Source organism: Halomonas sp. GD1P12 (assembly GCF_025725645.1).
GTDB lineage: Bacteria > Pseudomonadota > Gammaproteobacteria > Pseudomonadales > Halomonadaceae > Vreelandella.
Genome location: NZ_CP107007.1, coordinates 3454508 through 3475780, shown reverse-complemented (window position 1 = coordinate 3475780; position 21273 = coordinate 3454508). Strand labels below are relative to the sequence as shown.

Annotated in this window: 22 protein-coding genes; 15 read left to right on the top strand and 7 right to left on the bottom strand. The window is 63.6% G+C overall.

Annotation, left to right across the window (positions count from 1 at the left end):
- The first annotated feature begins 153 nt into the window (after positions 1-153).
- The 8 genes from OCT39_RS15995 to urtE all read left to right on the top strand — a co-directional run bounded on the left by OCT39_RS15995 (position 154) and on the right by urtE (position 9179).
- Positions 154-1152: a Bug family tripartite tricarboxylate transporter substrate binding protein gene (locus tag OCT39_RS15995; RefSeq protein ID WP_263585427.1), complete on the top strand. Its 999-nt coding sequence runs from the start codon at positions 154-156 to the stop codon at positions 1150-1152.
- The gene (locus OCT39_RS15990; protein WP_263585426.1) at positions 1152-1604 is read left to right on the top strand and encodes a tripartite tricarboxylate transporter TctB family protein; all 453 of its coding nucleotides are present in this window, start codon (positions 1152-1154) and stop codon (positions 1602-1604) included. The genes OCT39_RS15995 and OCT39_RS15990 overlap by 1 nt, the downstream gene beginning before the upstream one ends.
- Entirely contained in the window at positions 1604-3130 is a 1527-nt protein-coding gene (locus OCT39_RS15985) for a tripartite tricarboxylate transporter permease (RefSeq protein ID WP_263585425.1), read from the top strand. The genes OCT39_RS15990 and OCT39_RS15985 overlap by 1 nt, the downstream gene beginning before the upstream one ends.
- A gap of 408 nt (positions 3131-3538) precedes the next feature.
- Positions 3539-4819, top strand: coding sequence for an urea ABC transporter substrate-binding protein (gene urtA / locus OCT39_RS15980; protein ID WP_263587361.1), 1281 nt, complete (start codon positions 3539-3541; stop codon positions 4817-4819).
- A 72-nt stretch (positions 4820-4891) separates the two neighbouring features.
- Positions 4892-6496, top strand: coding sequence for an urea ABC transporter permease subunit UrtB (gene urtB, locus OCT39_RS15975; protein ID WP_263585424.1), 1605 nt, complete (start codon positions 4892-4894; stop codon positions 6494-6496).
- A gap of 3 nt (positions 6497-6499) precedes the next feature.
- Positions 6500-7639 carry an urea ABC transporter permease subunit UrtC gene (gene urtC / locus OCT39_RS15970; RefSeq protein ID WP_263585423.1) on the top strand — a complete coding sequence of 380 codons (1140 nt, stop codon included), beginning with the start codon at positions 6500-6502 and terminating at the stop codon, positions 7637-7639.
- Positions 7636-8472: an urea ABC transporter ATP-binding protein UrtD gene (gene urtD / locus OCT39_RS15965; protein WP_263585422.1), complete on the top strand. Its 837-nt coding sequence runs from the start codon at positions 7636-7638 to the stop codon at positions 8470-8472. Before urtC ends, urtD begins: the two co-directional genes overlap by 4 nt.
- Positions 8472-9179 carry an urea ABC transporter ATP-binding subunit UrtE gene (urtE, locus tag OCT39_RS15960; protein ID WP_263585421.1) on the top strand — a complete coding sequence of 236 codons (708 nt, stop codon included), beginning with the start codon at positions 8472-8474 and terminating at the stop codon, positions 9177-9179. The genes urtD and urtE overlap by 1 nt, the downstream gene beginning before the upstream one ends.
- Before the next feature lie 80 nt (positions 9180-9259).
- Here the strand turns inward: urtE and nadS are convergent, their stop codons facing one another.
- The 7 genes from nadS to OCT39_RS15925 all read right to left on the bottom strand — a co-directional run bounded on the left by nadS (position 9260) and on the right by OCT39_RS15925 (position 15391).
- Complete coding sequence (nadS, locus tag OCT39_RS15955; RefSeq protein ID WP_263585420.1) at positions 9260-9544, bottom strand: NadS family protein; 285 nt, start codon at positions 9542-9544, stop codon at positions 9260-9262.
- Positions 9541-10470 (bottom strand): metal ABC transporter permease, encoded by a 930-nt coding sequence (locus OCT39_RS15950; protein ID WP_263585419.1) that lies wholly within the window; start codon positions 10468-10470, stop codon positions 9541-9543. The genes nadS and OCT39_RS15950 overlap by 4 nt, the downstream gene beginning before the upstream one ends.
- Complete coding sequence (locus tag OCT39_RS15945; protein ID WP_263585418.1) at positions 10467-11552, bottom strand: metal ABC transporter permease; 1086 nt, start codon at positions 11550-11552, stop codon at positions 10467-10469. Before OCT39_RS15945 ends, OCT39_RS15950 begins: the two co-directional genes overlap by 4 nt.
- A gap of 3 nt (positions 11553-11555) precedes the next feature.
- Complete coding sequence (locus OCT39_RS15940) at positions 11556-12338, bottom strand: metal ABC transporter ATP-binding protein (protein ID WP_263585417.1); 783 nt, start codon at positions 12336-12338, stop codon at positions 11556-11558.
- A 19-nt stretch (positions 12339-12357) separates the two neighbouring features.
- Complete coding sequence (locus OCT39_RS15935) at positions 12358-13326, bottom strand: metal ABC transporter solute-binding protein, Zn/Mn family (RefSeq protein WP_263585416.1); 969 nt, start codon at positions 13324-13326, stop codon at positions 12358-12360.
- A 156-nt stretch (positions 13327-13482) separates the two neighbouring features.
- On the bottom strand, positions 13483-14859 hold the full coding sequence (locus OCT39_RS15930; protein WP_263585415.1) for a PepSY-associated TM helix domain-containing protein: 1377 nt from the start codon (positions 14857-14859) through the stop codon (positions 13483-13485).
- Between the two features lie 115 nt (positions 14860-14974).
- Positions 14975-15391 carry a DUF2946 family protein gene (locus OCT39_RS15925; RefSeq protein ID WP_263585414.1) on the bottom strand — a complete coding sequence of 139 codons (417 nt, stop codon included), beginning with the start codon at positions 15389-15391 and terminating at the stop codon, positions 14975-14977.
- 316 nt (positions 15392-15707) lie between these two features.
- On the opposite strand from OCT39_RS15925, the gene OCT39_RS15920 reads away from it, so the two are divergent.
- The 7 genes from OCT39_RS15920 (at position 15708) to ureG (ending at position 21203) form a co-directional block, all read left to right on the top strand.
- Complete coding sequence (locus OCT39_RS15920; RefSeq protein WP_263585413.1) at positions 15708-16592, top strand: urease accessory protein UreD; 885 nt, start codon at positions 15708-15710, stop codon at positions 16590-16592.
- A 30-nt stretch (positions 16593-16622) separates the two neighbouring features.
- A complete protein-coding gene (locus tag OCT39_RS15915; RefSeq protein ID WP_263585412.1) occupies positions 16623-16925 on the top strand; it encodes an urease subunit gamma in 303 nt (100 codons plus the stop codon).
- A gap of 23 nt (positions 16926-16948) precedes the next feature.
- Positions 16949-17269, top strand: coding sequence for an urease subunit beta (locus OCT39_RS15910; RefSeq protein WP_263585411.1), 321 nt, complete (start codon positions 16949-16951; stop codon positions 17267-17269).
- On the top strand, positions 17266-18978 hold the full coding sequence (gene ureC / locus OCT39_RS15905; protein WP_263585410.1) for an urease subunit alpha: 1713 nt from the start codon (positions 17266-17268) through the stop codon (positions 18976-18978). The genes OCT39_RS15910 and ureC overlap by 4 nt, the downstream gene beginning before the upstream one ends.
- Positions 18979-19291: 313 nt before the next feature.
- Positions 19292-19861 (top strand): urease accessory protein UreE, encoded by a 570-nt coding sequence (gene ureE / locus OCT39_RS15900; protein ID WP_263585409.1) that lies wholly within the window; start codon positions 19292-19294, stop codon positions 19859-19861.
- Positions 19839-20534: an urease accessory protein UreF gene (locus OCT39_RS15895; protein WP_263587360.1), complete on the top strand. Its 696-nt coding sequence runs from the start codon at positions 19839-19841 to the stop codon at positions 20532-20534. Before ureE ends, OCT39_RS15895 begins: the two co-directional genes overlap by 23 nt.
- Positions 20535-20570: 36 nt before the next feature.
- Positions 20571-21203 (top strand): urease accessory protein UreG, encoded by a 633-nt coding sequence (ureG, locus tag OCT39_RS15890; protein WP_263585408.1) that lies wholly within the window; start codon positions 20571-20573, stop codon positions 21201-21203.
- Positions 21204-21273 lie beyond the last annotated feature (70 nt).

Below are 21273 nucleotides of genomic sequence, written 5' to 3'. Positions count from 1 at the left end.
TGTGCATTATGTTCAGAAGCTTGTTGCCAAGTCCTATCCTCTTCTAACGTCTCGCCGTTACGCGTTGCATGATCAGCGCGGTGCATCATCACAATAAGTGCTGCGCACGACTTAATAAGCACCACAACAATAGATCACCTTCAGGAGAGCGCCATGACCCTCACGTCCTCATTCAAGTACGTCACGCTGCTGGCTCTGCCGCTGGCCGCCGCTTCCGTCGCCACCACCGCCGTCGCCTTCGATCCCACGGGTAAGGTCGAGTGCATCGCGCCGTCCGACCCGGGCGGCGGCTGGGACTTCACCTGCCGAAGCGTCGGTAACGTGATGCAGGAGCTCGACCTGGTGCCGGCCAACGTGCAGACCATCAACATGGCCGGCGCCGGCGGCGGCGTGGCGTTTGCCCACGTCGTGAGCAAGCGCGCTGGCGATGACCAGCTGCTGGTCGCCGCCTCTACCGCGACCACCACGCGCCTGGCCCAGGGGCAGTTTCCGGGGCTTTCCGCGGACATGGTCAACTGGGTCGGCGCGCTGGGCGCCGATTACGGCATCATTGCGGTATCGGCAGACTCTGAATACCAGAATCTCAACGACCTGATGGACGCGCTAAAAGAGGACCCGCGCAGCGTCAAATTCGCCGGCGGCAGCGCCCGGGGCGGCTGGGATCATCTCAAGGTGCTGATCGCCGCTCAGGCCGCCGAGGTCGAGAATCTACCGCGCGTCGCTTATTTGTCCTACAACAACGGCGGCGAAGCGCTGACCCAGGTGATCGGTGGCCACGTGGACGCCTTCACCGGCGACATCACCGAAGCCCAGGGCTTCATGGAGTCCGGCGATCTGCGCGTGCTGGCGGTGCTTTCCGAAGAGCGCCTGCCCGGCGAGTTCGCCGACATCCCCACCGCGCGTGAGCAGGGCATCGATGCGCTCGGCCCCAACTGGCGCGGCTTCTACATGCCTGCCGATATCTCCGACGACGCCCTGGCCTACTGGACCGACGCCATGGATACGATCTACGAGAGCGAAGAGTGGCAAAGCGTCATGTCGCAAAACGGCCTGATGCCGTTTCACATGACCGCCGGCGAGTTCGAGGATTTCGTGCTCAATCAGATCGATGAAATCGAACAAATTTCCCAGGACATCGGGCTGATTCAGTAATGACCTTCAACGACCGCATCTTCGGGATCCTGCTTATCGTCCTGGCCGTCGCGTACGGCTGGGCCGCCTCGCAGTTTCCCGTACCGTTTGGTGGCGGCGAGGCGGTGGGGCCGGACACGTTCCCCAAGCTTTTGGCCGTGGTATTGGCGATCTCCAGTCTCTACCTGATCGTGCGCCCCGACCCGGATAACGCCTGGCCCTGGAGTCGCACCGGCGTCGAGCTGATCGTCGCCGTGGTGGTGCTGATTCTCTACGCGATGCTCTTGCAGCCGCTGGGCTTCATCATCAGCACGACGCTTGCCGTGGGCACGCTTTGCTGGCGCATGGGCGCACCGCCCGTGAAAGCTTACGTGACCGGGGCTGTGGCCGGGGTGATCGTCTACTTCCTGTTCAGCTACGGGCTGGATCTTGCCCTGCCGCTGGGGCTGCTCTCCTTTCTGGAGGTGAACTGATGGAAACCCTTGGCTTTTTGATGGACGGGTTCGGGGTGGCGCTACAGCCCCACAACCTGATGTTCGCCTTGCTGGGCGCTTTTTTGGGCACCCTGATCGGCGCGCTTCCGGGGCTGGGCCCGGCCAACGGCGTCGCCATTTTGATTCCGCTGGCCTTCAGTCTGGGGTTGGCGCCGGAAACCGCGCTGATCATGCTGACCTCGGTTTACGCCGGGGCGATGTACGGCGGGCGTATCTCGTCGATACTGCTCAACATTCCCGGCGACGAGCCGGCCATGATGACCTGCCTGGACGGCTATCCCATGGCCCAGAAGGGCAAGGCCGCCGAGGCGCTGGCGATCTCTGCCATCGCTTCCTTCATCGGCAGCCTGGTGGCGACCGTGGGCTTGATTCTGCTGGCGCCGCTTTTGGCCAACTTCGCGCTGACCTTCGGGCCGGCGGAGTACTTTGCGCTGTTCATGCTGGCGTTCGCAACGCTGGGCGGCATCACCGGCAAGAACCCGATCAAGACGGTGGTGGCGGCGTGCCTGGGGTTGATGATCGCGACTGTCGGGATCGATAACACCGGGGTGCAGCGCTATACCTTCGGTGTGCTCGAGCTGTTCGAGGGCGTCGACTTCATCATCGCCATCGTCGGCCTGTTCGCCATTTCCGAGCTTTTGTTCTTCATCGAGGAGCGCGCCGGCGGTGGCAAGGAGAACATGAAGGTCAACAAGCTCGCGCTAAGCTGGCGGGAGATCCGCGAGATTCTGCCCTCGAGCTTTCGCGGCGGGGTGCTGGGCTTCGTCGCCGGCGTGCTGCCGGGTGCCGGGGCGTCGCTTGGAAGTTTCATCAGCTACACGCTGGAAAAGAAAGCGGTTGGCAAGAAAGGCCGCTTCGGCGAAGGCGACCCGCGCGGCGTGGCCGCCCCGGAGGCAGGCAACAACGGCGCCTCGAGCGGCGCACTGGTGCCCATGCTGACCCTCGGTGTGCCCGGTAGCGGCACGACTGCGGTGCTGCTGGCGCTTTTGATTTCGCTGAACATCACCCCCGGCCCGCTCATGTTCACCCAGAACGCCGATATCGTTTGGGGCGTGATCGCGGCGCTGCTGATCGGTAACTTCCTGCTTTTGGTGCTCAACATTCCGCTGGTGGGCATCTTCGTGAAGCTTTTGTCGATTCCGCCGATGTACCTGCTGCCGGTGGTGACGATGGTCGCGTTCGTGGGGATCTACTCGATCAGCAACACGACGTTTGACCTTTACTTCATGGTGGCCTTCGGCGTGGGCGGCTATATCCTGCGCAAGCTGGAAATACCGCTGGTGCCGGTCATTCTGGGACTGCTGCTGGGCCCGGAAATGGAGAAGAACCTGCGCCACGCCATGGAAATTTCCGACGGCGACTGGATGATCTTGTGGGACAGCGGCTTGGCGATCGGCCTGTGGGTCTTCGCCGGGGTGGGGCTGATCCTGCCGTATCTGCTGGGCCCGCTGCTGCGCCGGCGTATGCATAAACCCATTGAAAAGGGCACGCCGGAGAGCGATTGATCCAGCTGCTCGCAAGGCTCTGAAAGCGGGGCGTCGACACCAGTCGGCGCCCCGCTTTTTTGTGGGGGCCGTGTTTTGAGCGCGAGCGCACGCTAATGGTGCGCGTGATCATAGTGGTGCAGCCTGTTTGCCCGCCGCTGCGAAAACGCCGCGCTCTTTTAGTGCGTAAGGGGTGCGTCCAATTTTAAATCGCGTGTTTAAGTTTATGATTAAAAATGCATAAGCGGTTAATGCTCCGAGGTGGCGCACTCCTTGCAGGGTCATTGAGCTAGTGGTCATCGGGCGGCTGTGCTCGATGGGGCTCAATAACAATCCCCGCGCAAGGGGTGCAAGGAGATTCACGTGGTCCATCCAACGCACAATTCGCTCTCCCGCCGTTTCGTCACCTCGCTTCTCGCCGCCGCCGTCATGGGCGCCGGCGCTCAGGCCGTTGCCCAGGAAAGCGACGACCCGATCAAGGTCGGTATCCTGCACTCGCTCTCCGGCACCATGGCGATCAGCGAGTCGACGCTGAAGGACACCGTCGAAATGCTCATCGAGCAGCAGAACGAGGCTGGTGGTCTGCTGGGCCGTCAGTTGGAAGCCGTGGTGGTCGACCCCGCTTCCAACTGGCCGCTGTTTGCCGAGCGCGCCCGCGAACTGCTGGCTCAGGAAGAGGTGGATGTCATCTTCGGCAACTGGACCTCGGTTTCCCGTAAAGCCGTGCTGCCGGTGGTCGAGGAGCTCAACGGCCTGCTGTTCTACCCGGTGCAGTACGAGGGTGAAGAGTCGTCCGAGAACGTCTTCTACACCGGGGCCGCGCCCAACCAGCAGGCGATTCCCGCCGTCGACTACCTGATCAACGAAGTCGGCATCGAGCGCTTCGCCTTGGTCGGCACCGACTACGTCTATCCGCGCACCACCAACCGCATCCTCGAGGCCTACCTGCAAGACGAGCACGGCGTGGCGGAAGAAGACATCATGGTCAACTACACGCCCTTTGGCCATTCGGACTGGCAGAACATCGTCTCCGAGATTCGCCGCTTCGGTGAAGAGGGCAAGCCCACCGCGGTGGTCTCGACCATCAACGGTGACGCCAACGTGCCGTTCTACCGCGAGCTCGCCAACCAGGGCATCGACGCCGCCGACATTCCGGTCATCGCCTTCTCGGTGGGCGAGCAGGAGCTTTCCGGTATCGACACCGGCCCGCTGGTCGGCCACCTGGCCGCCTGGAACTACTTCATGAGCGTGGATACCGACGAGAACTACGACTTCATCGACGCCTGGATCGATCACACCGGCGATGAGATGTCGGTGACCAACGACCCGATGGAAGCGCACTACATTGGCTTCAACATGTGGGCCGAAGCGGTGCGCAAGGCCGGCACCACAGATGTCGACGCGATCAAGGACGCCATCATCGGTGTTTCTGTGCCGAACCTCTCCGGCGGCTATGCGGCCATGATGCCCAACCACCACATCACCAAGCCGGTGCTGATCGGTGAAATTCAGGACAACGGCCAGTTCGACATCGTCTGGCAAACACCTTCTACCGTGGCCGGCGACGCCTGGTCCGACTATCTGCCGGGCTCCCGCGATCTGATCGCTGACTGGCGCAAGCCACTGGCGTGCGGCAACTTCAACGTCGTCAGCGGCTCTTGCGGTGGCAGCACCGCAGCGGAAGAAGCCGAAGCGGCGCTGGCCGAGTAACGCTCCCTTCACCCGGGCCGCCGTCGCGGCCCGGGGCACGCCACCTCCCACTGACACTCAAAGGAACAACCCATGAGGCGCTTCCTTTTCTGGTCGTTCGTCTGCTTGTTGCTGGCCGGTTTTCTGCCAGGTGCCGCAGCACAAACCAGCGCACAAGATAGTGACCCCGGCTATTCGCTGCTCGAAACCTTGGACGTTGACTCCTACCGCGATAAGGGCGAGGCGATCAACGAGATTTTGCAAAGCGATGACGAGCGCGCCCGCGGCTGGCTGCAGGCGCTGCTCGACGGCCGCCTGCAGCGCACCGATGACGGCCGCTTCGTCATCGTGCTGAACAATACCGGGCGCAGTTGGCCCGTCGAAGACGCGCTGAGCGGTGAGCCGCTGGGTGAGATGTCGCGCCGCGAGCTCGACCGTATCGGGATCAACAACGCGCTGCGCAATCAGCTTAGAAGCGCGATTGCCGTGGTGGATCTCTACTCGCCCAACGTCGAGCGCCGACGCACCTCCGCCGACCGCCTGCTGGGCGAGGTGGACGATGAGCTTTTCGAGACGCTGACCCCACTGATCGAGGAGGCCGAGGACGACTACGTGCGCCGGCGCCTGGCCCAGGCGGTGGCGATTTACCAAACCGAAAACGGGGAGATGGCAGGGGTCGAGGCGCTGGCCGGAAGCCTGCATCCGCGCGCCCGCGTGGCGCTGAACCGCGCCACCAATGCCGAGAACCCGGCGGTGGCGGACGCCGCCCGCTCAGCCCTTGCAAGCGTCGAGCAGAACTTGAAGATCAACCGCGGCGTCGAGACGCTCTACTTCGGCCTGAGCCTTGGCTCGGTGCTGGTGCTCTCCGCGATAGGACTTGCCATCACGTTCGGGGTGATGGGCGTGATCAACATGGCCCATGGCGAGCTGATGATGCTGGGCGCCTACACCACGTGGATGATGCAGCAGCTTCTGCCCGGCCAGCCCGGCCTTGCGCTGATGCTCTCGATACCCGCCGGCTTTCTGGTGGCCGCACTGGCCGGTATCGCCATCGAGCGTAGCGTCATTCAGTTTCTCAAGGGCCGCCCGCTGGAAACCCTGCTGGCCACTTTCGGCATCAGCCTGATCCTGCAGCAACTGGTACGCACGGTAATTTCGCCGCTCAACCGCACGGTGATCACCCCGGAGTGGATGAGCGGGTCGCTCGTCATCAATGACGCCCTGTCGCTGACGCTCAATCGCATGTTCGTACTTGGCTTTGCGCTGCTGGTTTTTGTCGGGCTGATGCTGATCATGCGCCGCACGCGCCTGGGGCTCGAGGTGCGCGCCGTGACGCAAAACCGCGCCATGGCGCGCTCGATGGGAATTCGCGCCACCCGGGTGGATATCCTGACCTTCGCACTCGGCTCCGGCGTTGCCGGGCTTGCCGGCGTTGCGCTTTCCCAGCTCACCAACGTGGGGCCAAACCTTGGCCAGAACTACATCATCGATTCGTTCATGGTGGTGGTATTCGGCGGGGTGGGCAATCTCTGGGGCACGCTGGTCGCGGGGCTGTCGCTTGGCGTAATCAACCAAGTCCTCGAGCCCTGGGCGGGCGCGGTGCTGGCCAAGATCATCGTGCTGGTATTCATCATTTTGTTCATTCAAAAGCGCCCGCGGGGACTCTTCCCGCAGAAGGGCCGCGCGGCGGAGGGTTAACCGATGAGCTTTCAGGCAACCTCGAGCCGCTTCTGGCTCGCCCGCCCTTTCACCGAGCGCGCGACGCAAATCTTTCTCGGCGTGCTGCTGGCCGCGCTCGTCATCGTCACCGTGCTGCACGTGGCCGTGCCGCAAGGCCACGCGCTGCACGTGAACGCCTACACGGTGAACCTGTTCGGCAAGTACTTGAGCTATGCGCTGCTGGCCGTGGCGGTGGACCTGGTGTGGGGGTATCTGGGCATTCTGAGCCTGGGCCACGGCGCCTTTTTCGCCATCGGCGGCTACGCCATGGGCATGTACCTGATGCGCCAGATCGGCGATCGCGGCACCTACGGCGACCCGGTACTGCCGGACTTCATGGTATTTCTCAACTGGGATAGCCTGCCCTGGTACTGGCTCGGCTTCGACATGGCCTGGTTTGCCTTTGCCATGGTGCTGCTGGCGCCGGGGCTTTTAGCGCTGATCTTCGGCTTTCTGGCGTTTCGCTCGCGGGTGACCGGGGTGTATCTCTCGATCATCACTCAGGCGCTCACCTTTGCGCTGATGCTGGCGTTTTTCCGCAACGAGATGGGGTTTGGCGGCAACAACGGCCTGACGGATTTTCGCGAGATTCTGGGTTTCAACCTGCGAAGCAGTGACACGCGCCTTGGCCTATTTTTGGCGTCCGGGGTAGCACTGGCGCTGGGCTATCTTCTCTGCCGGGCCATCGTGACCAGCAAGCTTGGCCGAGTCTGCGTGGCCACCCGCGATGCCGAGGCGCGTACGCGCTTCATCGGCTACCGGGTCGAGCGCTTTCAGCTCTTCGTGTTCGTGGTATCTGCCATGCTCGCGGGTGTGGCCGGGGCGCTTTACGTGCCGCAGGTCGGCATCATCAACCCCAGCGAGTTCTCGCCGCTGTTTTCCATCGAGATCGTGCTGTGGGTAGCGCTGGGCGGGCGGGCCACGCTGTATGGCGCGGTGATCGGCGCGATTCTGGTCAACTACGCCAAGACCGTGTTCACCGGCGTGATGCCGGATGCCTGGCTGTTTGCTCTTGGCGGGCTCTTCGTGCTGGTCACGGTGCTTTTGCCCAAGGGCGTGGCCGGGCTCTTGTCCCACCGTCGCCAACGCGGTTCCATCTACTCACCGGAGGCGAGCGCATGAGCTTTTTCGAGTCGCTCAAAGAGCGCGACCGGGTCTTCGATTTCATGACCCCTCAGGCATCCACCGTGGACGTGCGCCACGGCCCGATCCTTTACATGGAGGACGTCACCGTCAGCTTCGACGGCTTCAAGGCGATCAACAAGCTGAACCTGACCATCGATGACGGCGAGCTGCGCTGCATCATCGGCCCCAACGGCGCGGGCAAGACCACCATGATGGATATCATTACCGGCAAGACACGGCCCAATGAGGGCAGCGTTTGGTTCGGTAGCCGGCATAATCTCTTGAAAATGAACGAACCCGAGATCGCAAGTTTGGGAATAGGACGCAAGTTCCAGAAGCCCACGGTGTTCGAGGCGCTCAGCGTGTTCGAGAATCTGGAGCTCGCCATGGCCGCGGACAAGCGCATCTTCCCGACGCTCACCGCACGCATGACCGGTGAGGCGCGCGATCGCATCGACGAGGTGCTCGGGACCGTCGGGTTGGCTGCTCTTCGATTCCAGCCGGCGGGCATTCTCTCTCATGGCCAAAAGCAGTGGCTTGAGATCGGTATGCTTTTGATGCAGCGCCCGCGCCTGTTGCTGGTCGATGAGCCGGTGGCCGGCATGACCGAGCAGGAGATGGAGCGCACCGCCGAGCTTCTGACGCGTCTCGCCGGCAAGCAGTCGGTAGTGGTGGTCGAGCACGACATGGGCTTTGTGCGCTCCATCGCCCGCAAGGTGACGGTGCTCCACCAGGGCAGCGTACTGGCCGAGGGCAGCATGGATCAGGTCGCAAGCGACCCGAGCGTGGTCGAGGTGTACCTGGGTGCGGACGACGAGGAGGCCGCCTGATGCTCGCGATCGAAAAACTTAACCAGTTTTACGGCGAAAGCCATACGCTATGGGATCTGGATCTCGACGTGCCGAAGGGGCAGTGCACCTGCGTGATGGGCAGAAACGGCGTGGGCAAGACCACGCTGATGAAAGCGATCATGGGCGAGGTCGCGGTCAAAAGCGGCGCGCTCAAATTTCAGGCGGAAGGCGGCGAGGTCGAGCTGACCCAAAAGGCGATCGAGGCGCGCTCGCGCTTGGGGATAGGCTTTGTGCCTCAGGGCCGGCAGATCTTTCCCATGCTGACCGTCGAGGAGAACCTGCGCACGGGCCTTGCCGCCCGGGGCGACGGGCTCAAGAAGATCCCCGCGCGGATCCATGAGCTCTTCCCGGTGCTCGAAGAAATGAAGCACCGCCGCGGCGGCGATCTCTCCGGCGGGCAACAGCAGCAGCTCGCCATCGGACGCGCCCTGGTGATCGAGCCCAAACTCTTGATTCTGGACGAGCCCGGCGAGGGCATTCAGCCCAATATCGTCACCCAGATCGGCCAGGTGATCCGCCAGCTGATCGAGGAGGACGGCCTGACGGTACTGCTGGTCGAGCAGAAGCTGCCCTTTGCCAGAAAATACGCCGACCGCTTCGTGATCATGGACCGCGGCCGCCCGGTGGCAAAAGGTGAGATCGGCGAATTATCCCAGCAGTTGATCAAACAGCACCTGACGGTGTGAGTTATCCACAATGGGTTTAGTCCACAAATAAAGCGCCCGCCAGATGGCGGGCGCAATTTTATGTACAAGAGCGTCGTTCGTTAGTGCTCTGCCAGTTCGCGGTAGAAGGCTGGGTTGTCCTGAATGGTGGCCAGCACCTTGGCCGCCAGCCCTGTTGGATTGCGACGGCGATTTTCCCAGCTTTTGATGGTATCGATACTGGTGCCCATTGCTTGGGCGAACTCGGCTTGGGAAACAGCGAGTAACGCCCGAATCTGTTTGACATCCGCTACTTCGAAACGCGTGACTCGGTCGGCTTGGCGTTTCTGCGTCTTTATATCGACGGCTTCTTCCAGGGAGTCCTTGAGCGCGTTGAAAATACTCACGGTATATGCTCCTTGGACAAGCCCAAAGGCGGCTCCACCGGCGCCCGCCGCTGTTTGAAGGCGCGCGTGACCAGCCCGTAGCGCGGCCCGAACAGGAAGGCGAGGATCAGGAACGCGCCGGTCATTACCGCCATCATGCCGCCGATCGAGACGTTCAGGTGCACGGCGAGTAAGTAGCCACTAATGCTCGAGGCGATCGAGATCAGCGCGCCGATGAGAAACATCATCCACAGCCGGTCGGTGAGCAGGTATGCCGCCGAGGCCGGGACGATCGCGAAGGCGATGAACAGCACCGCGCCCACGGCGTCGAACGCCGCCACGGCGGTGGAACTGGTCAGCATCAGGAGCACGTAAAAGAGGATCGTCGGCATGAAGCCGAAGGTCTTGGCCAGCGCCGGATCAAACGTGGCGAGCTTCAGCTCCTTGTAGAAGAGCCCGATGAAGGCGTAGTTGATCAGCGTCATTGCGCTCATCGACACCAGCGCTTGAGGAATGGGGAGGCCAAAAAGCTCGACGGTGTCGAGCCAGACGAAGCCGATTTCGCCGAGCAGGACGGTGTGGGTGTCGATGTGAACGTCCTGGGCATAGAGGTTGAGCAGCAACACGCCGATGGAGAACAGCGCCGGGAACACGAGGCCAATGGCGGCGTCCTGCTTCACTCGCTTGGTGCTGGCGAGCGCCTCGGTGAGAAAAACGGTCAGAAGCCCTGTCAGCGCGGCGCCAATGAGCTGCACCGGGCCGCTTTGCTGTTTGGTCAGTATCCAGACGATGACGATGCCGAAAACGATCGAGTGGCTGATCGCGTCCGACAGCATGCTGTTGCCGCGCAGCACCAGAAAGGTGCCCACCGCGGAAGAGGCGATGCCGACCATGGCGCCGACCAGAATGATCGGCAGCGCCGTGCTGTTCAAAAGCTCTGCGATCATGGCGTGGCCTCCTCGAAAGCGGCGACCACTTCCCGGGCGCGGGCGCGGCCCGACGCGGTCAACGCCACGCCTGCCTTGTTTGACGAGCGGGCAACGTGGCCCTGACGGGTGAGCGCTGCCAGCGTGCGCCGGGCGCTGGGGCTCAGGCGCGGCGGCGTTTGCGGATGCTTGTGAAGAGCGTAGAGCAGCTGCTGGGTGTGCAGCTCGCGCTTCTGGCGATAGTGCTTCACGATGCCCCACAAAAGCCCTCGGCCGGGGGCCAGCGCCAGCGACAGCAACACGATGGCGGTGGCGGTCAGTACGATCAGCGGGCCGGTGGCAAGTCCGCGCGACAGCGTGCTGATGGTGGCGCCCGAAACGCCGCTAATGATGCCAACGCCAGCGGCGATCACCAGCATGCCGCCCAAATGGCGGCTCCACTGCCGCGCTGCTGCGGCCGGCGCCACGATCATCGCAGCCATCAAAATCACCCCGACCATTTGCAGGCCGACCACCACGGCGAGTGCCACCATGGCCGTGAGTACCGCCTCGATGGCCGCCGCGGGCATGCCGAGGGTACGGGCATACTCGGGGTCGAAGGTAACCAGCTTGGCCTGTTTCCAGAACGCGGCGAGCAGCGCGAGGGTGGCCAGCGTAATGGCGCCCATCACCCACAGATCCGAGCGCAGCGTTGCCGCGGCCTGGCCGAACAGAAACGCCTCCAACCCCCCCTGGGCGGCGTTGCGGGTGCCCTGAATGTAGGTGAGCAGCACGATACCCACGGCGAAAAAGAGACTCAGGCAGACGCCCAGCCCGGCGTCGGTTTTAAGCCGGCTTTTACGTGTGAGCAGCAGCATGGTGAGCGCGGCCAGCGTGCCGGTGACCAGCGAGCCGATAATGATGCCGCCCAGATCGCGGCTGCCGGTGATGATGAAGCTCAGACATATTCCCGGCAGTGCGGCGTGGGAGATGGCGTCGCCCAGAAGGCTCTGACGGCGCAGCACCGCAAAGCAGCCCAGCGGCCCGCTGATCAAGCCCAGAAGCGAGGCGCCGATCACCACGTTTTGAAAGGTGTAGTCCGATAAAAGCTCAAGCCAGTGCATGCATCACGTCACTTTGGAGGCGGGGAACATCAGCGATTCTCTGTCGCCGAGCAGGGCGATCTGGCCGCCGTAGGCCTTGCGCAGATGATCGATCTTGAACACGTCGCGCGCCTGGCCGGCGGCGATCACGCGCACGTTCAAAAGCAATAGCCAGTCGAAGTACGTACTCACCGTTTGCAGGTCGTGATGAACGACGATCACCGTTTTGCCTTCATCGCGCAGGCGGCGCAGGATGTCGATGATCGCCCGCTCGGTGGTGGCGTCGACCCCGGCCATGGGCTCGTCGAGAAAGTAGACGTCGGCTTTTTGCACCAGCGCGCGGGCCAGAAACACCCGCTGCTGCTGACCACCGGAGAGCTGGCTGATCTGGCGGTTGGCAAGCTCGCTCATGCCGACCATCGCCAGCGCTTCCATGGCCTCGCTGCGCTCGCGTCGGCCCGGGCGCCGGAGCCAGCCAAGGCGCCCGTAAAGCCCCATCATCACCACGTCCAGCGCCGTGGTGGGAAAGTCCCAGTCCACGCTCGAGCGCTGCGGCACGTAACCCACGCGCTTGCGTTGGGAGGCGTAGGACTTGCCGTGCACCCGCACCTCGCCGGAAAGCGACGGTACGAGCCCCAGAAGGCTCTTGATCAGCGTGCTTTTGCCCGCCCCGTTGGGGCCAACGATGCCCGCCATGACGCCGGCGGGAATATCCAGCTCGATATCCCACAGCACCGGCTGGTTATGATAGCTCACGGTCAGGTTCTTGATACTGAGTGCCGGCTCAGCGTTACCGGTCGTTGTCATCAAACAGTGCCTTTGATCGTCAGGTGTCGAGCTGCCATTCGCTTGCCCAGCCCTCGAGCGCTTGTGGCAGGGGGGCGAGGGAGCCGCCCAGCGCCTCGACGATGTGTTCGGTATTGCGGTAGATCATGCCCATGTAGGTGCCGTCGACGGTGCCGTCGTCGCCCATGGCGTCGGAGTAGAGCTCGCCGCCGACCACGACCTCATGACCTTTTTGGCGCGCCGCGTCGATCACCGCCTGAATGGTGCGCGGGTTGATGGTGCTTTCGACGAATACCGCCGGCACGTTGCGCTCTACCACACTATTGGCCATGTTGCGGATATCGGCAATGCCGGTTTCGGTTTCGGTACTGATGCCCTGGATGCCCTCGACGTCGATATCGTAGGCGCGGCCAAAATAGCTGAAAGCGTCGTGGGCGGTGACCAGTACGCGCTGCTCCTCGGCAATGGAAGCGATGCTCTCCTTGACCCACTCGTGCAGCGCGAGAAGCTCGGTTTCGTAGCGCTCGGTGTTGGCCTCGATGGTTGCGGCACACGCCGGGCGCGCCTCGATCAGGGTGTCGCTCAAGGTCGGGACGATGTTCGCCCAGAGCGAGACATCCATCCACAGGTGCGGGTCGACCCCGTAGGCGCCCTGGGACGTGATCAGCGCATCCTCCTCGATCGACGCGGGGGCGACGGCAAGCGTCGGCGTGCGTGTGGCAAAGTTCTCCAGCACCGAGCCAAGCTGGCCCTCCAGCGCATAACCCGAGTAGAGAATTTGCTCGGCGCCGCGCAGCATGGCCACATCGTTGGCGCTGGCCTGGTAGAGATGCGGGTCGACGCCTGGGCCCATCATCGCCTCGACGCTGACGCACTCGCCGCCCACGTTCTGGGCCACATCGGCAATCATGCCGATGGTCGCCACCACGTTCAACGGCGGCTCGTCGGCCAGCGACAGCGAGCTCAGCGGCAGTAGCGCCATAGCGGCAACGAGACGTTGTACGGCCATGATGGATCCTCGCGGTGATCGAAAAGCGGGCGTTTTTTTTGCGTCTGGTAAGAAGTATAGCCTTTGCTAAGTTTCCTGCCAGCGGCGCTGCCTGTCAAGCGATGCAAGGGCGAGAAGACGTGCCCCGGCCCCCGGGAAAAGGGCCGGGGAAAAGGATCAAGCGCCGCGTGCGGCGAGGCGGCGCTGCTGCAAAGGACGCACCACAAACCCATCGATGAGCAGCATGATGAGAATCGCCGCGCCGGTCAGCGGAAAGAGCACCCCGCCGCCGACGAGAATCGCCAGAATGCCGCGAAACGCGCGTTTGTCCCGCGGCAGCGGCGGCACGCCCAGCCCGCCTTTCGGGCGACGCTTCCACCACATGACGCCGGCGCTGACGCACAGCAGGATGATCGCCACGCACACCGCCAGAAAGAGCAGCTGATTCGCTCGCCCGAACTGCTGACCCATGTGCACGTTGATGCCGAACTCCAGCCACCGCCCGAGCGGGCCGTAATCGGCGTAGCGCATGTCCACGAGCGGCTCGCCGCTGTAGCGGTCCAGATGCACCACCCGCTGCTGGCTCACCTCGTCCGGGTAGACCGAGCCGGAGTAGACGCCGGTCGGGGTAGTGGGCAGGCTGACCGCAAAGCCCGAGTGCAACCCAAGGCGCTCGAAGGTGGCCACGGCCTCGTTCAGGCCGATATCCGCCTGGCCCGTCGACTCGGTCGATTCGGTCGATTCGGGCACTTGCGCCTGCTCCAGCGACCAGCTCGTCGGCGCCTGCTCGCTCAGTTGCGTGCTGGACATTGGCACCTCGGTTCGAACCCCGGCGGGGTAGCCGAAGTTGTTGCCGTTGGCCCACTGGTTCACCTGAGCGCCCCACACGCCGGACCAGGGCATGCCGGTGATCGCCAGAAACAGGATGAAGGCGCCGACGAACAGCCCCGTCACCGCGTGCAGGTCGCGCCAGAAGACACGCTTTTGCGGCGCGCCGCGTACGCTGACCACACCGCCCCTGGCGTTGGTGCGTGGCCACCACAGATACACGCCGGTGAGCACCAGCAAAATCGCGAAGCCGCCGGTGATCTCGATCAGCTTGCGCGGCGTGGCGCCGAAGAGCTTGAAGCTGTGCAACTTTCGCACCGTCCACATGATCGTTCCGCGATCGTCCAGTGCGCCGAGCACGCGCCCGGTGTAAGGGTTCACATACACCGCCAGGCGCTCGTCGTTGGTCGTGCGCACGGTGACTTCCGCCGAGCTCTCCGGCGTGGCCGGGGCCGTGTACTTGAGCGCCGTTCCCGGATGCGCGTCGAGGGCGGCGCTCACCTGAGCGGCGGGCGTTTCTACGCTTTGCTGCACCGCGACGCGTTTGACGTCGGCGTGGACGATGGCATCGATCTCGTCCTTGAAGAGATACAGCGCCCCGGTGATCGAGAGGGTGATCAGAAAGGGCAGCACCAGAAGGCCCGCGTAGAAGTGCCAGCGCCAGATGGCGCGGTAGAGATCGAACGGCGTCTTCGCCGCCGATCGGGGGTCGACATGAGCAGTCATTACGGCTCCTGCAGCGCCCGCTCGAAGGGGCGCCCGAGTGATAGCGACACGCACCCGGCGGCCAGGGGCGGCCGTCAGGTCGTCAGAATCGGGTCATACAAACTGATGGGTGTCGTCAGGCGAGCGGCGGGGCGCGGACAGGCGCATGCAGGTAGTTGTCGAAGGACGCGAACCCCTGATGCGGCGACTTTGGCCGCGGGGCGTGGTGAACGAATGCCTGCCGCGCAATGGCGGGCAAAAACGCATGAGCCGAGGGAAACTGCTGCCACAGGGAGCAGTAGCCGCACTCGTGAAACCAGGTGAAGATGGGCTCGATCGACGGCTCAGGCGACGTTTCTGGGGCGGCGTGAGAGCGGTGCGCCGAGGATGGGTGGTCGTGGTGCGCGCCGGAGGCGGCGTGTCGATGCGCCTCGTGATGACCGGCCTGGGACTGCGAAATCAGCGGGCCGATCAGCAGCAACAGCATGGCCGTGAGCGCCGCGTGAAGCGCAACGCGGTACCAACGACGATGGGTAAAGCGCTGAAGTGGCAAGATGACGACCCTTGGCAAAACGTCGATAGCGGGCCTTGAGGGGCAGGCGGCCCGATTGATCGTGCCATGGTAGCGTAAAACGTGACCCGTTAAGAGGTTCGCGATGTGGCCTTTTGTCCCGGGCTCGGTCCCGTTATTACACGGCTTGCGCTTTTATGGTGCCTTTTCAGTCAGAATGTTCAATTCTGGTGCATGACGTTGGTCACGATGAGTTGCTCTGCCCCGGCAAAGGGCCGCTTGGCATCCTTTCACCATTTTGGCGCATTAATTGCATTGGTCAGGGAATATGAATCAATCGATCAAGAGCGACCGTCTGATGACGGCATGCGATAGCAACGCATCATACACCCCCTCCGGCCACCGTTTCGACGACCAGCGCCGCTGGGCGGCGTCGCTTGCGCTGCGTTTTGCCCAGCGCGACGGCGCCACGCGCATGACTCAGGCGCGCCATCAGGGCCCGCTTCGCGTACAGCGCCCGTTCTACCCGGAAGGCCGCGGTGAGGCCTGCCATATCTACGTGCTGCACCCGCCTGGTGGTTTGGTCAGCGGCGATGCGCTGAGCATCGAGGCACAGGTGGAAAAGGGCGCCCACGCGCTTTTGACCACCCCCGCCGCCAACAAGCTCTACAAGGCAGACAGCCAGGGCGTGGCCTGGACCCAGCGCACTGCGCTTACCGTGGAGGATGGCGCGGTGCTCGAGTGGCTCCCCCAGGAAACCATCGCCTTCGATGGCTCGAAAGGCGAGCAGCGCACCCATATCGCCCTTCACGGTAGTGCCAAATGCCTGGGCTGGGAGGTGATGGCGCTGGGCCGCCCGGCAAGTCAGCTTCCGTTCGTGTCCGGGCGCATCGAGCAGCACTTTCGCCTGACGCTGGATGGCAAGCCCCTGTGGCTCGAGCGCCAGCCGCTGGACCCGCTGCACCCGCGTTTCGTCGGCCGTTGGGGCCAGGGCGGCGCCACGGTGCAGGCCACCCTTTGGGCGATAGGACTCGAGGACGGCCCCGCCGCCATCGAGGTGCTGCGCGAGACGCTTGCGGCCGAGCCGAACTGGGCAGTGACTCTTCGCCATGGCGTGCTGCTTTTGCGCTACCTGGGCGGCTCGCGGGTGGATGCCTGGGCGCTTTGCGAGCGGGCCTGGCAGCTTCTGCGCCCGCGCTTGATCGACCGCGAGGCCCACACGCCGCGCATCTGGCTGACCTGACGCTTCATCTTTTTGAGAGGATAACGCCGCATGGAACTGACCCCGAGAGACAAGGACAAGCTGCTGCTGTTCTCCGCCGCGCAGCTAGCCGAGCGTAGAAAGGCGCGCGGTTTGAAGCTCAACTACCCGGAAGCCGTGGCGCTGATCAGTTTCGAGATCATCGAAGGCGCCCGCGACGGCAAAACCGTGGCCGAGCTGATGAGCTTCGGCCGCGAGATATTAACCCGCGATGACGTCATGGAGGGCGTGGCCGAGATGGTCGACGAGGTGCAGGTCGAGGCAACGTTTCCCGATGGCACGAAACTCGTGACCGTTCATACGCCGATCAACTAGCGTTACACCCCTTGGAGGCAGCCATGATTCCTGGTGAGTATCAGTTAAAAGAGGGTGAGATCGAGCTGTGCGCCGGCCGCGAGCGCATCACCGTGGAGGTCGCCAACACCGGCGACCGGCCCATCCAGCTCGGCTCTCACTACCACTTTGCCGAGGCCAATCCGGCGCTTGAGTTCGACCGCGCCAAAACCCGTGGCTACCGGCTCGACGTGGCCGCTGGCACCGCGATCCGCTTCGAGCCGGGTCAGAGCCGCGAGGTCACGCTAATTCCGTTCGTCGGCAAGCGCGAGATCTACGGTTTCCGTGGCGATGTCATGGGTGCGCTGGAAGGAGACACGCAATGACCACGAACAGAATCAGCCGTCAGGCTTACGCCGACATGTACGGCCCCACGGTAGGCGACCGCGTGCGCCTGGGCGACACCGAGCTCTGGATCGAAGTCGAGCGTGACGCCACCCACTACGGCGACGAGGTGAAGTTCGGTGGCGGCAAGGTGATCCGCGATGGCCAGGGCCAGAGCCAGCGCGTCGATTCCGCGGTGATGGATACCGTCATCACCAACGCGCTGATTCTCGACTGGTGGGGCATCGTCAAGGCGGATGTCGGCCTGCAAGCCGGGCGTATCGCTGCCATTGGCAAGGCGGGCAATCCTGACACCCAGCCGGAGGTGGAGATCGTCATCGGCCCGGGCACCGAGATCATCGCCGGTGAAGGCAAGATTCTGACCGCCGGCGGCATCGACGCCCACATTCACTTCATCTGCCCCCAGCAGGTGGAGGAGGCGCTGATGAGCGGCGTGACCACCATGCTCGGCGGCGGCACTGGCCCCGCCACCGGCTCGAACGCTACCACCTGTACGCCCGGCGCCTGGCATATCGGCAAGATGCTCCAGGCGGTGGACGATCTGCCCATGAACATCGGCCTGCTCGGCAAGGGCAACGCCAGCCTGCCGGAAGGGCTCGAGGCGCAGCTCGAGGCCGGCGCCATGGGGCTCAAGCTTCACGAGGACTGGGGCACCACGCCGGCGTCCATCGACACCTGCCTGAGCGTGGCGGAGAAGTACGATGTCCAGATCGCGATTCACACCGATACGCTCAATGAGTCGGGCTTCGTCGAGGATACGCTCGCGGCGTTCAAGGAGCGCGGCATTCACACCTACCACACCGAAGGGGCGGGCGGCGGCCACGCGCCGGACATCATCACCGCCTGCTCGCTGGAGTACGTGCTGCCGTCCTCCACCAACCCGACGCGCCCCTACACGGTCAACACCATCGACGAGCATCTGGATATGCTGATGGTCTGCCACCACCTGGACCCGAATATCCCCGAAGACGTCGCCTTTGCCGACTCGCGCATTCGCCGGGAAACCATCGCCGCGGAAGACATCCTGCATGATCTGGGCGTGATCTCGATGATCGCCTCGGACTCCCAGGCCATGGGCCGGGTGGGCGAGGTGGTCTGCCGTACCTGGCAGACCGCGCACAAGATGAAGGTGCAGCGCGGCCTGCTGCCGGAAGACGAAGCATTGGGCGCCGACAACCTGCGCGCCAAGCGCTACATCGCCAAGTACACCATCAATCCGGCGATTACCCACGGGATCAGTCACGACGTGGGGTCTATCGAGGTGGGCAAGCTGGCCGATCTGGTGCTCTGGAAGCCGGCGTTTTTTGGCGTGAAGCCCTCGCTGATTCTGAAGGGCGGGATGATCGCTGCGGCCCCCATGGGCGACCCCAACGCCTCGATCCCGACGCCCCAGCCGGTGCACTATCGGCACATGTTCGGCGCCTTTGGCCGCGCGGCGAGCCAGACCCGTCTCAACTTTGTCAGCCAGGCCGCCATCGATGCGGGGCTCAAGGAGCGCTTGGGGCTGCAAAGCGCGCTGTCGGCGTGCAAGAACGTGCGCGGGGTGCGCAAGAAGGACATGAAGCTCAACGACGCCTGCCCGGAACTGACCGTGGACCCGCAGACCTATGAAGTACGCTGCGACGGCGAGCTTCTGACCTGCGAGCCCGCCACGGAGCTGCCGCTGGCGCAGCGGTATCACCTGTTCTAGGAGCGGTCGCTAGCTGGAGCTACTCCTACAGGGTGCGGGCTCGCCCTTGTAGGAGCTGGATTCATCCGGCGATGGAAGGCGCTAGCCTTCCCTTGATGAGGTGCCCCCTTAAAGAGGTCGCTAGCTAAAGCTACTCCTACGGTGCACGAACGTATTGTAGGAGCCCGATTTATTAGTGGTCCGACACTTCGGCGATGGAAGGCGTTAGCCTTACCTTGGTGAGGTGCCACCGTCGGTCGCTAGCTGAAGCTGCTCCTACGGGGGGCTGGACGAGACAAGGCGCGCCACTTATTGAATGGCTAAGAGGTCGATCATGCTGAAACTGATAGAACGGTTAGGCCCCGTGGAAGCGAGCGCCGCCAGCGATACGCTCACGCTGCCCTTCGAGCTGCGCATCCGTGGCCGCCTGAAGGCCGAAAGCGACGCCGGCCAGGCACTGGGGCTGTTTCTCGATCGCGGCCCGGTACTGCGTGACGGCGAGGGGCTGAAAGCCGAGGACGGCACCGTGGTGCGGGTGTGCGCTGCCATCGAGCCGGTGGTCACCGCGCGCGTATCCGCTGGCCTTCCGCTGGCGCGCTTGGCCTATCACCTGGGCAACCGCCACGTGCAGCTGGCGCTGGGCGAAGACGAGAAGGGCGGTTGGGTGCGCTTCCCGCCGGATCACGTGCTGGAGGAGCTGGCAACGCTTCTGGGCGCGCGCCTCGAGCACCATAACGATACCTTCGACCCGGAGCCCGGCGCCTACCAGCAGTTGGGCCACGCGCATGCGCACGACCACGGCCACCACGACAGTGAAGAGGTGGAGACGGCGCATGAACACTCTCACGAACATTCGCATGAGCATTCGCATGAACATGGCCATGACCACACCCATGGCCACTGAGTCCCAAAACGATCTGGCGCTGCTGGGGCTTTTGCAGCTGGTCAGCCCGGCGCTGCCGATCGGCGCCTTCGCCTTTTCCCAGGGGCTCGAGAGCGCGTTTGAGCTTGGCTGGGTGGACGATGAAGAGAGCCTGACCGAGTGGCTGTCCGGCGTGCTCGACGACGGCCTGACCCGCTGCGAGCTGCCGGTGATCGCACGCCTGTTCGAGGCCTTCGAGCGCGGCGACGCCGCCGACGTTGCCGAGTGGGACGCGTGGCTTGCCGCCACCCGGGAAACCGCGGAGCTTGTCGCCGAGGACAGCCGCCTCGGCGCATCCCTCAAGCGGCTATTGGGCAGTCTTGAGCTTCTGCCTGAAGGGAAATTGCTGCCCGAGCAGGCCGGTTACGTAACGCTTTTCGCCTACACCGCCTTTACGCGCAGCGTAAGCCCGCGCCAGGCCCTGCTCGGCTTTGGCTGGGCGTGGCTCGAAAACCAGCTGGCGGTGGCGTGCAAGGCGCTGCCGCTGGGCCACACGGCCGCCCAGCGCATCATCGAGCGGCTGCGTCCTGCGCTTTCATACGCTGTGGACCAGGCGCTAACGCTTGATGATGACGCGCTCGGCCCGGTGCTGCCCGGCGTGGCGCTGGCAAGCGCGCTGCACGAAACCCAGTATTCCCGGTTGTTTAGAAGTTAACGTTTAGAAGCTGATTGACCGATTCAGGAGAACGATATGACACACTGTTTACGCGTAGGAGTCGGTGGACCGGTAGGCTCCGGCAAGACCGCACTACTCAAGCAGCTCTGCCTTTCGCTGCGCGATCACTACGATATCGCCGTGGTGACCAACGATATCTACACCCGTGAAGACGCGGATTTTCTGCTCAAGCACGACGCGCTGGCGGCAGATCGAATCCTCGGGGTCGAGACCGGCGGCTGTCCGCACACCGCGATCCGCGAGGACGCCTCGATGAACCTGGCGGCGATCGACGAGCTGCAGAGCCGCCACCCGGGATTGGAGCTGGTGCTGGTGGAGTCCGGCGGCGACAACCTCTCGGCGACCTTCAGCCCGGAGCTTTCCGATCTCACGCTCTACGTGATCGACGTCTCCGCCGGCGACAAGATTCCGCGCAAGGGCGGCCCGGGCATCACCAAATCGGATCTTCTGATCATCAACAAGATCGACATCGCCGAGCAGGTGCACGCCTCACTCGAGGTCATGGAGCGGGATTCGAAAAAGATGCGCGGCGAACGGCCCTTCGTATTCACCAATCTTTACGACGGTGTCGGGCTCGAGGAGATCATCCGCTTCATTCTGGACAAGGGGATGCTGGAGGAGCGCCGGCCCGAAAGCGCTAGCGCGTAAAAACAGGTCGGCGTACAGGCAATAAAATGGCTGCCCTGGCCAGGCGGTTAAATGGTCAGAGCAGCCCAAA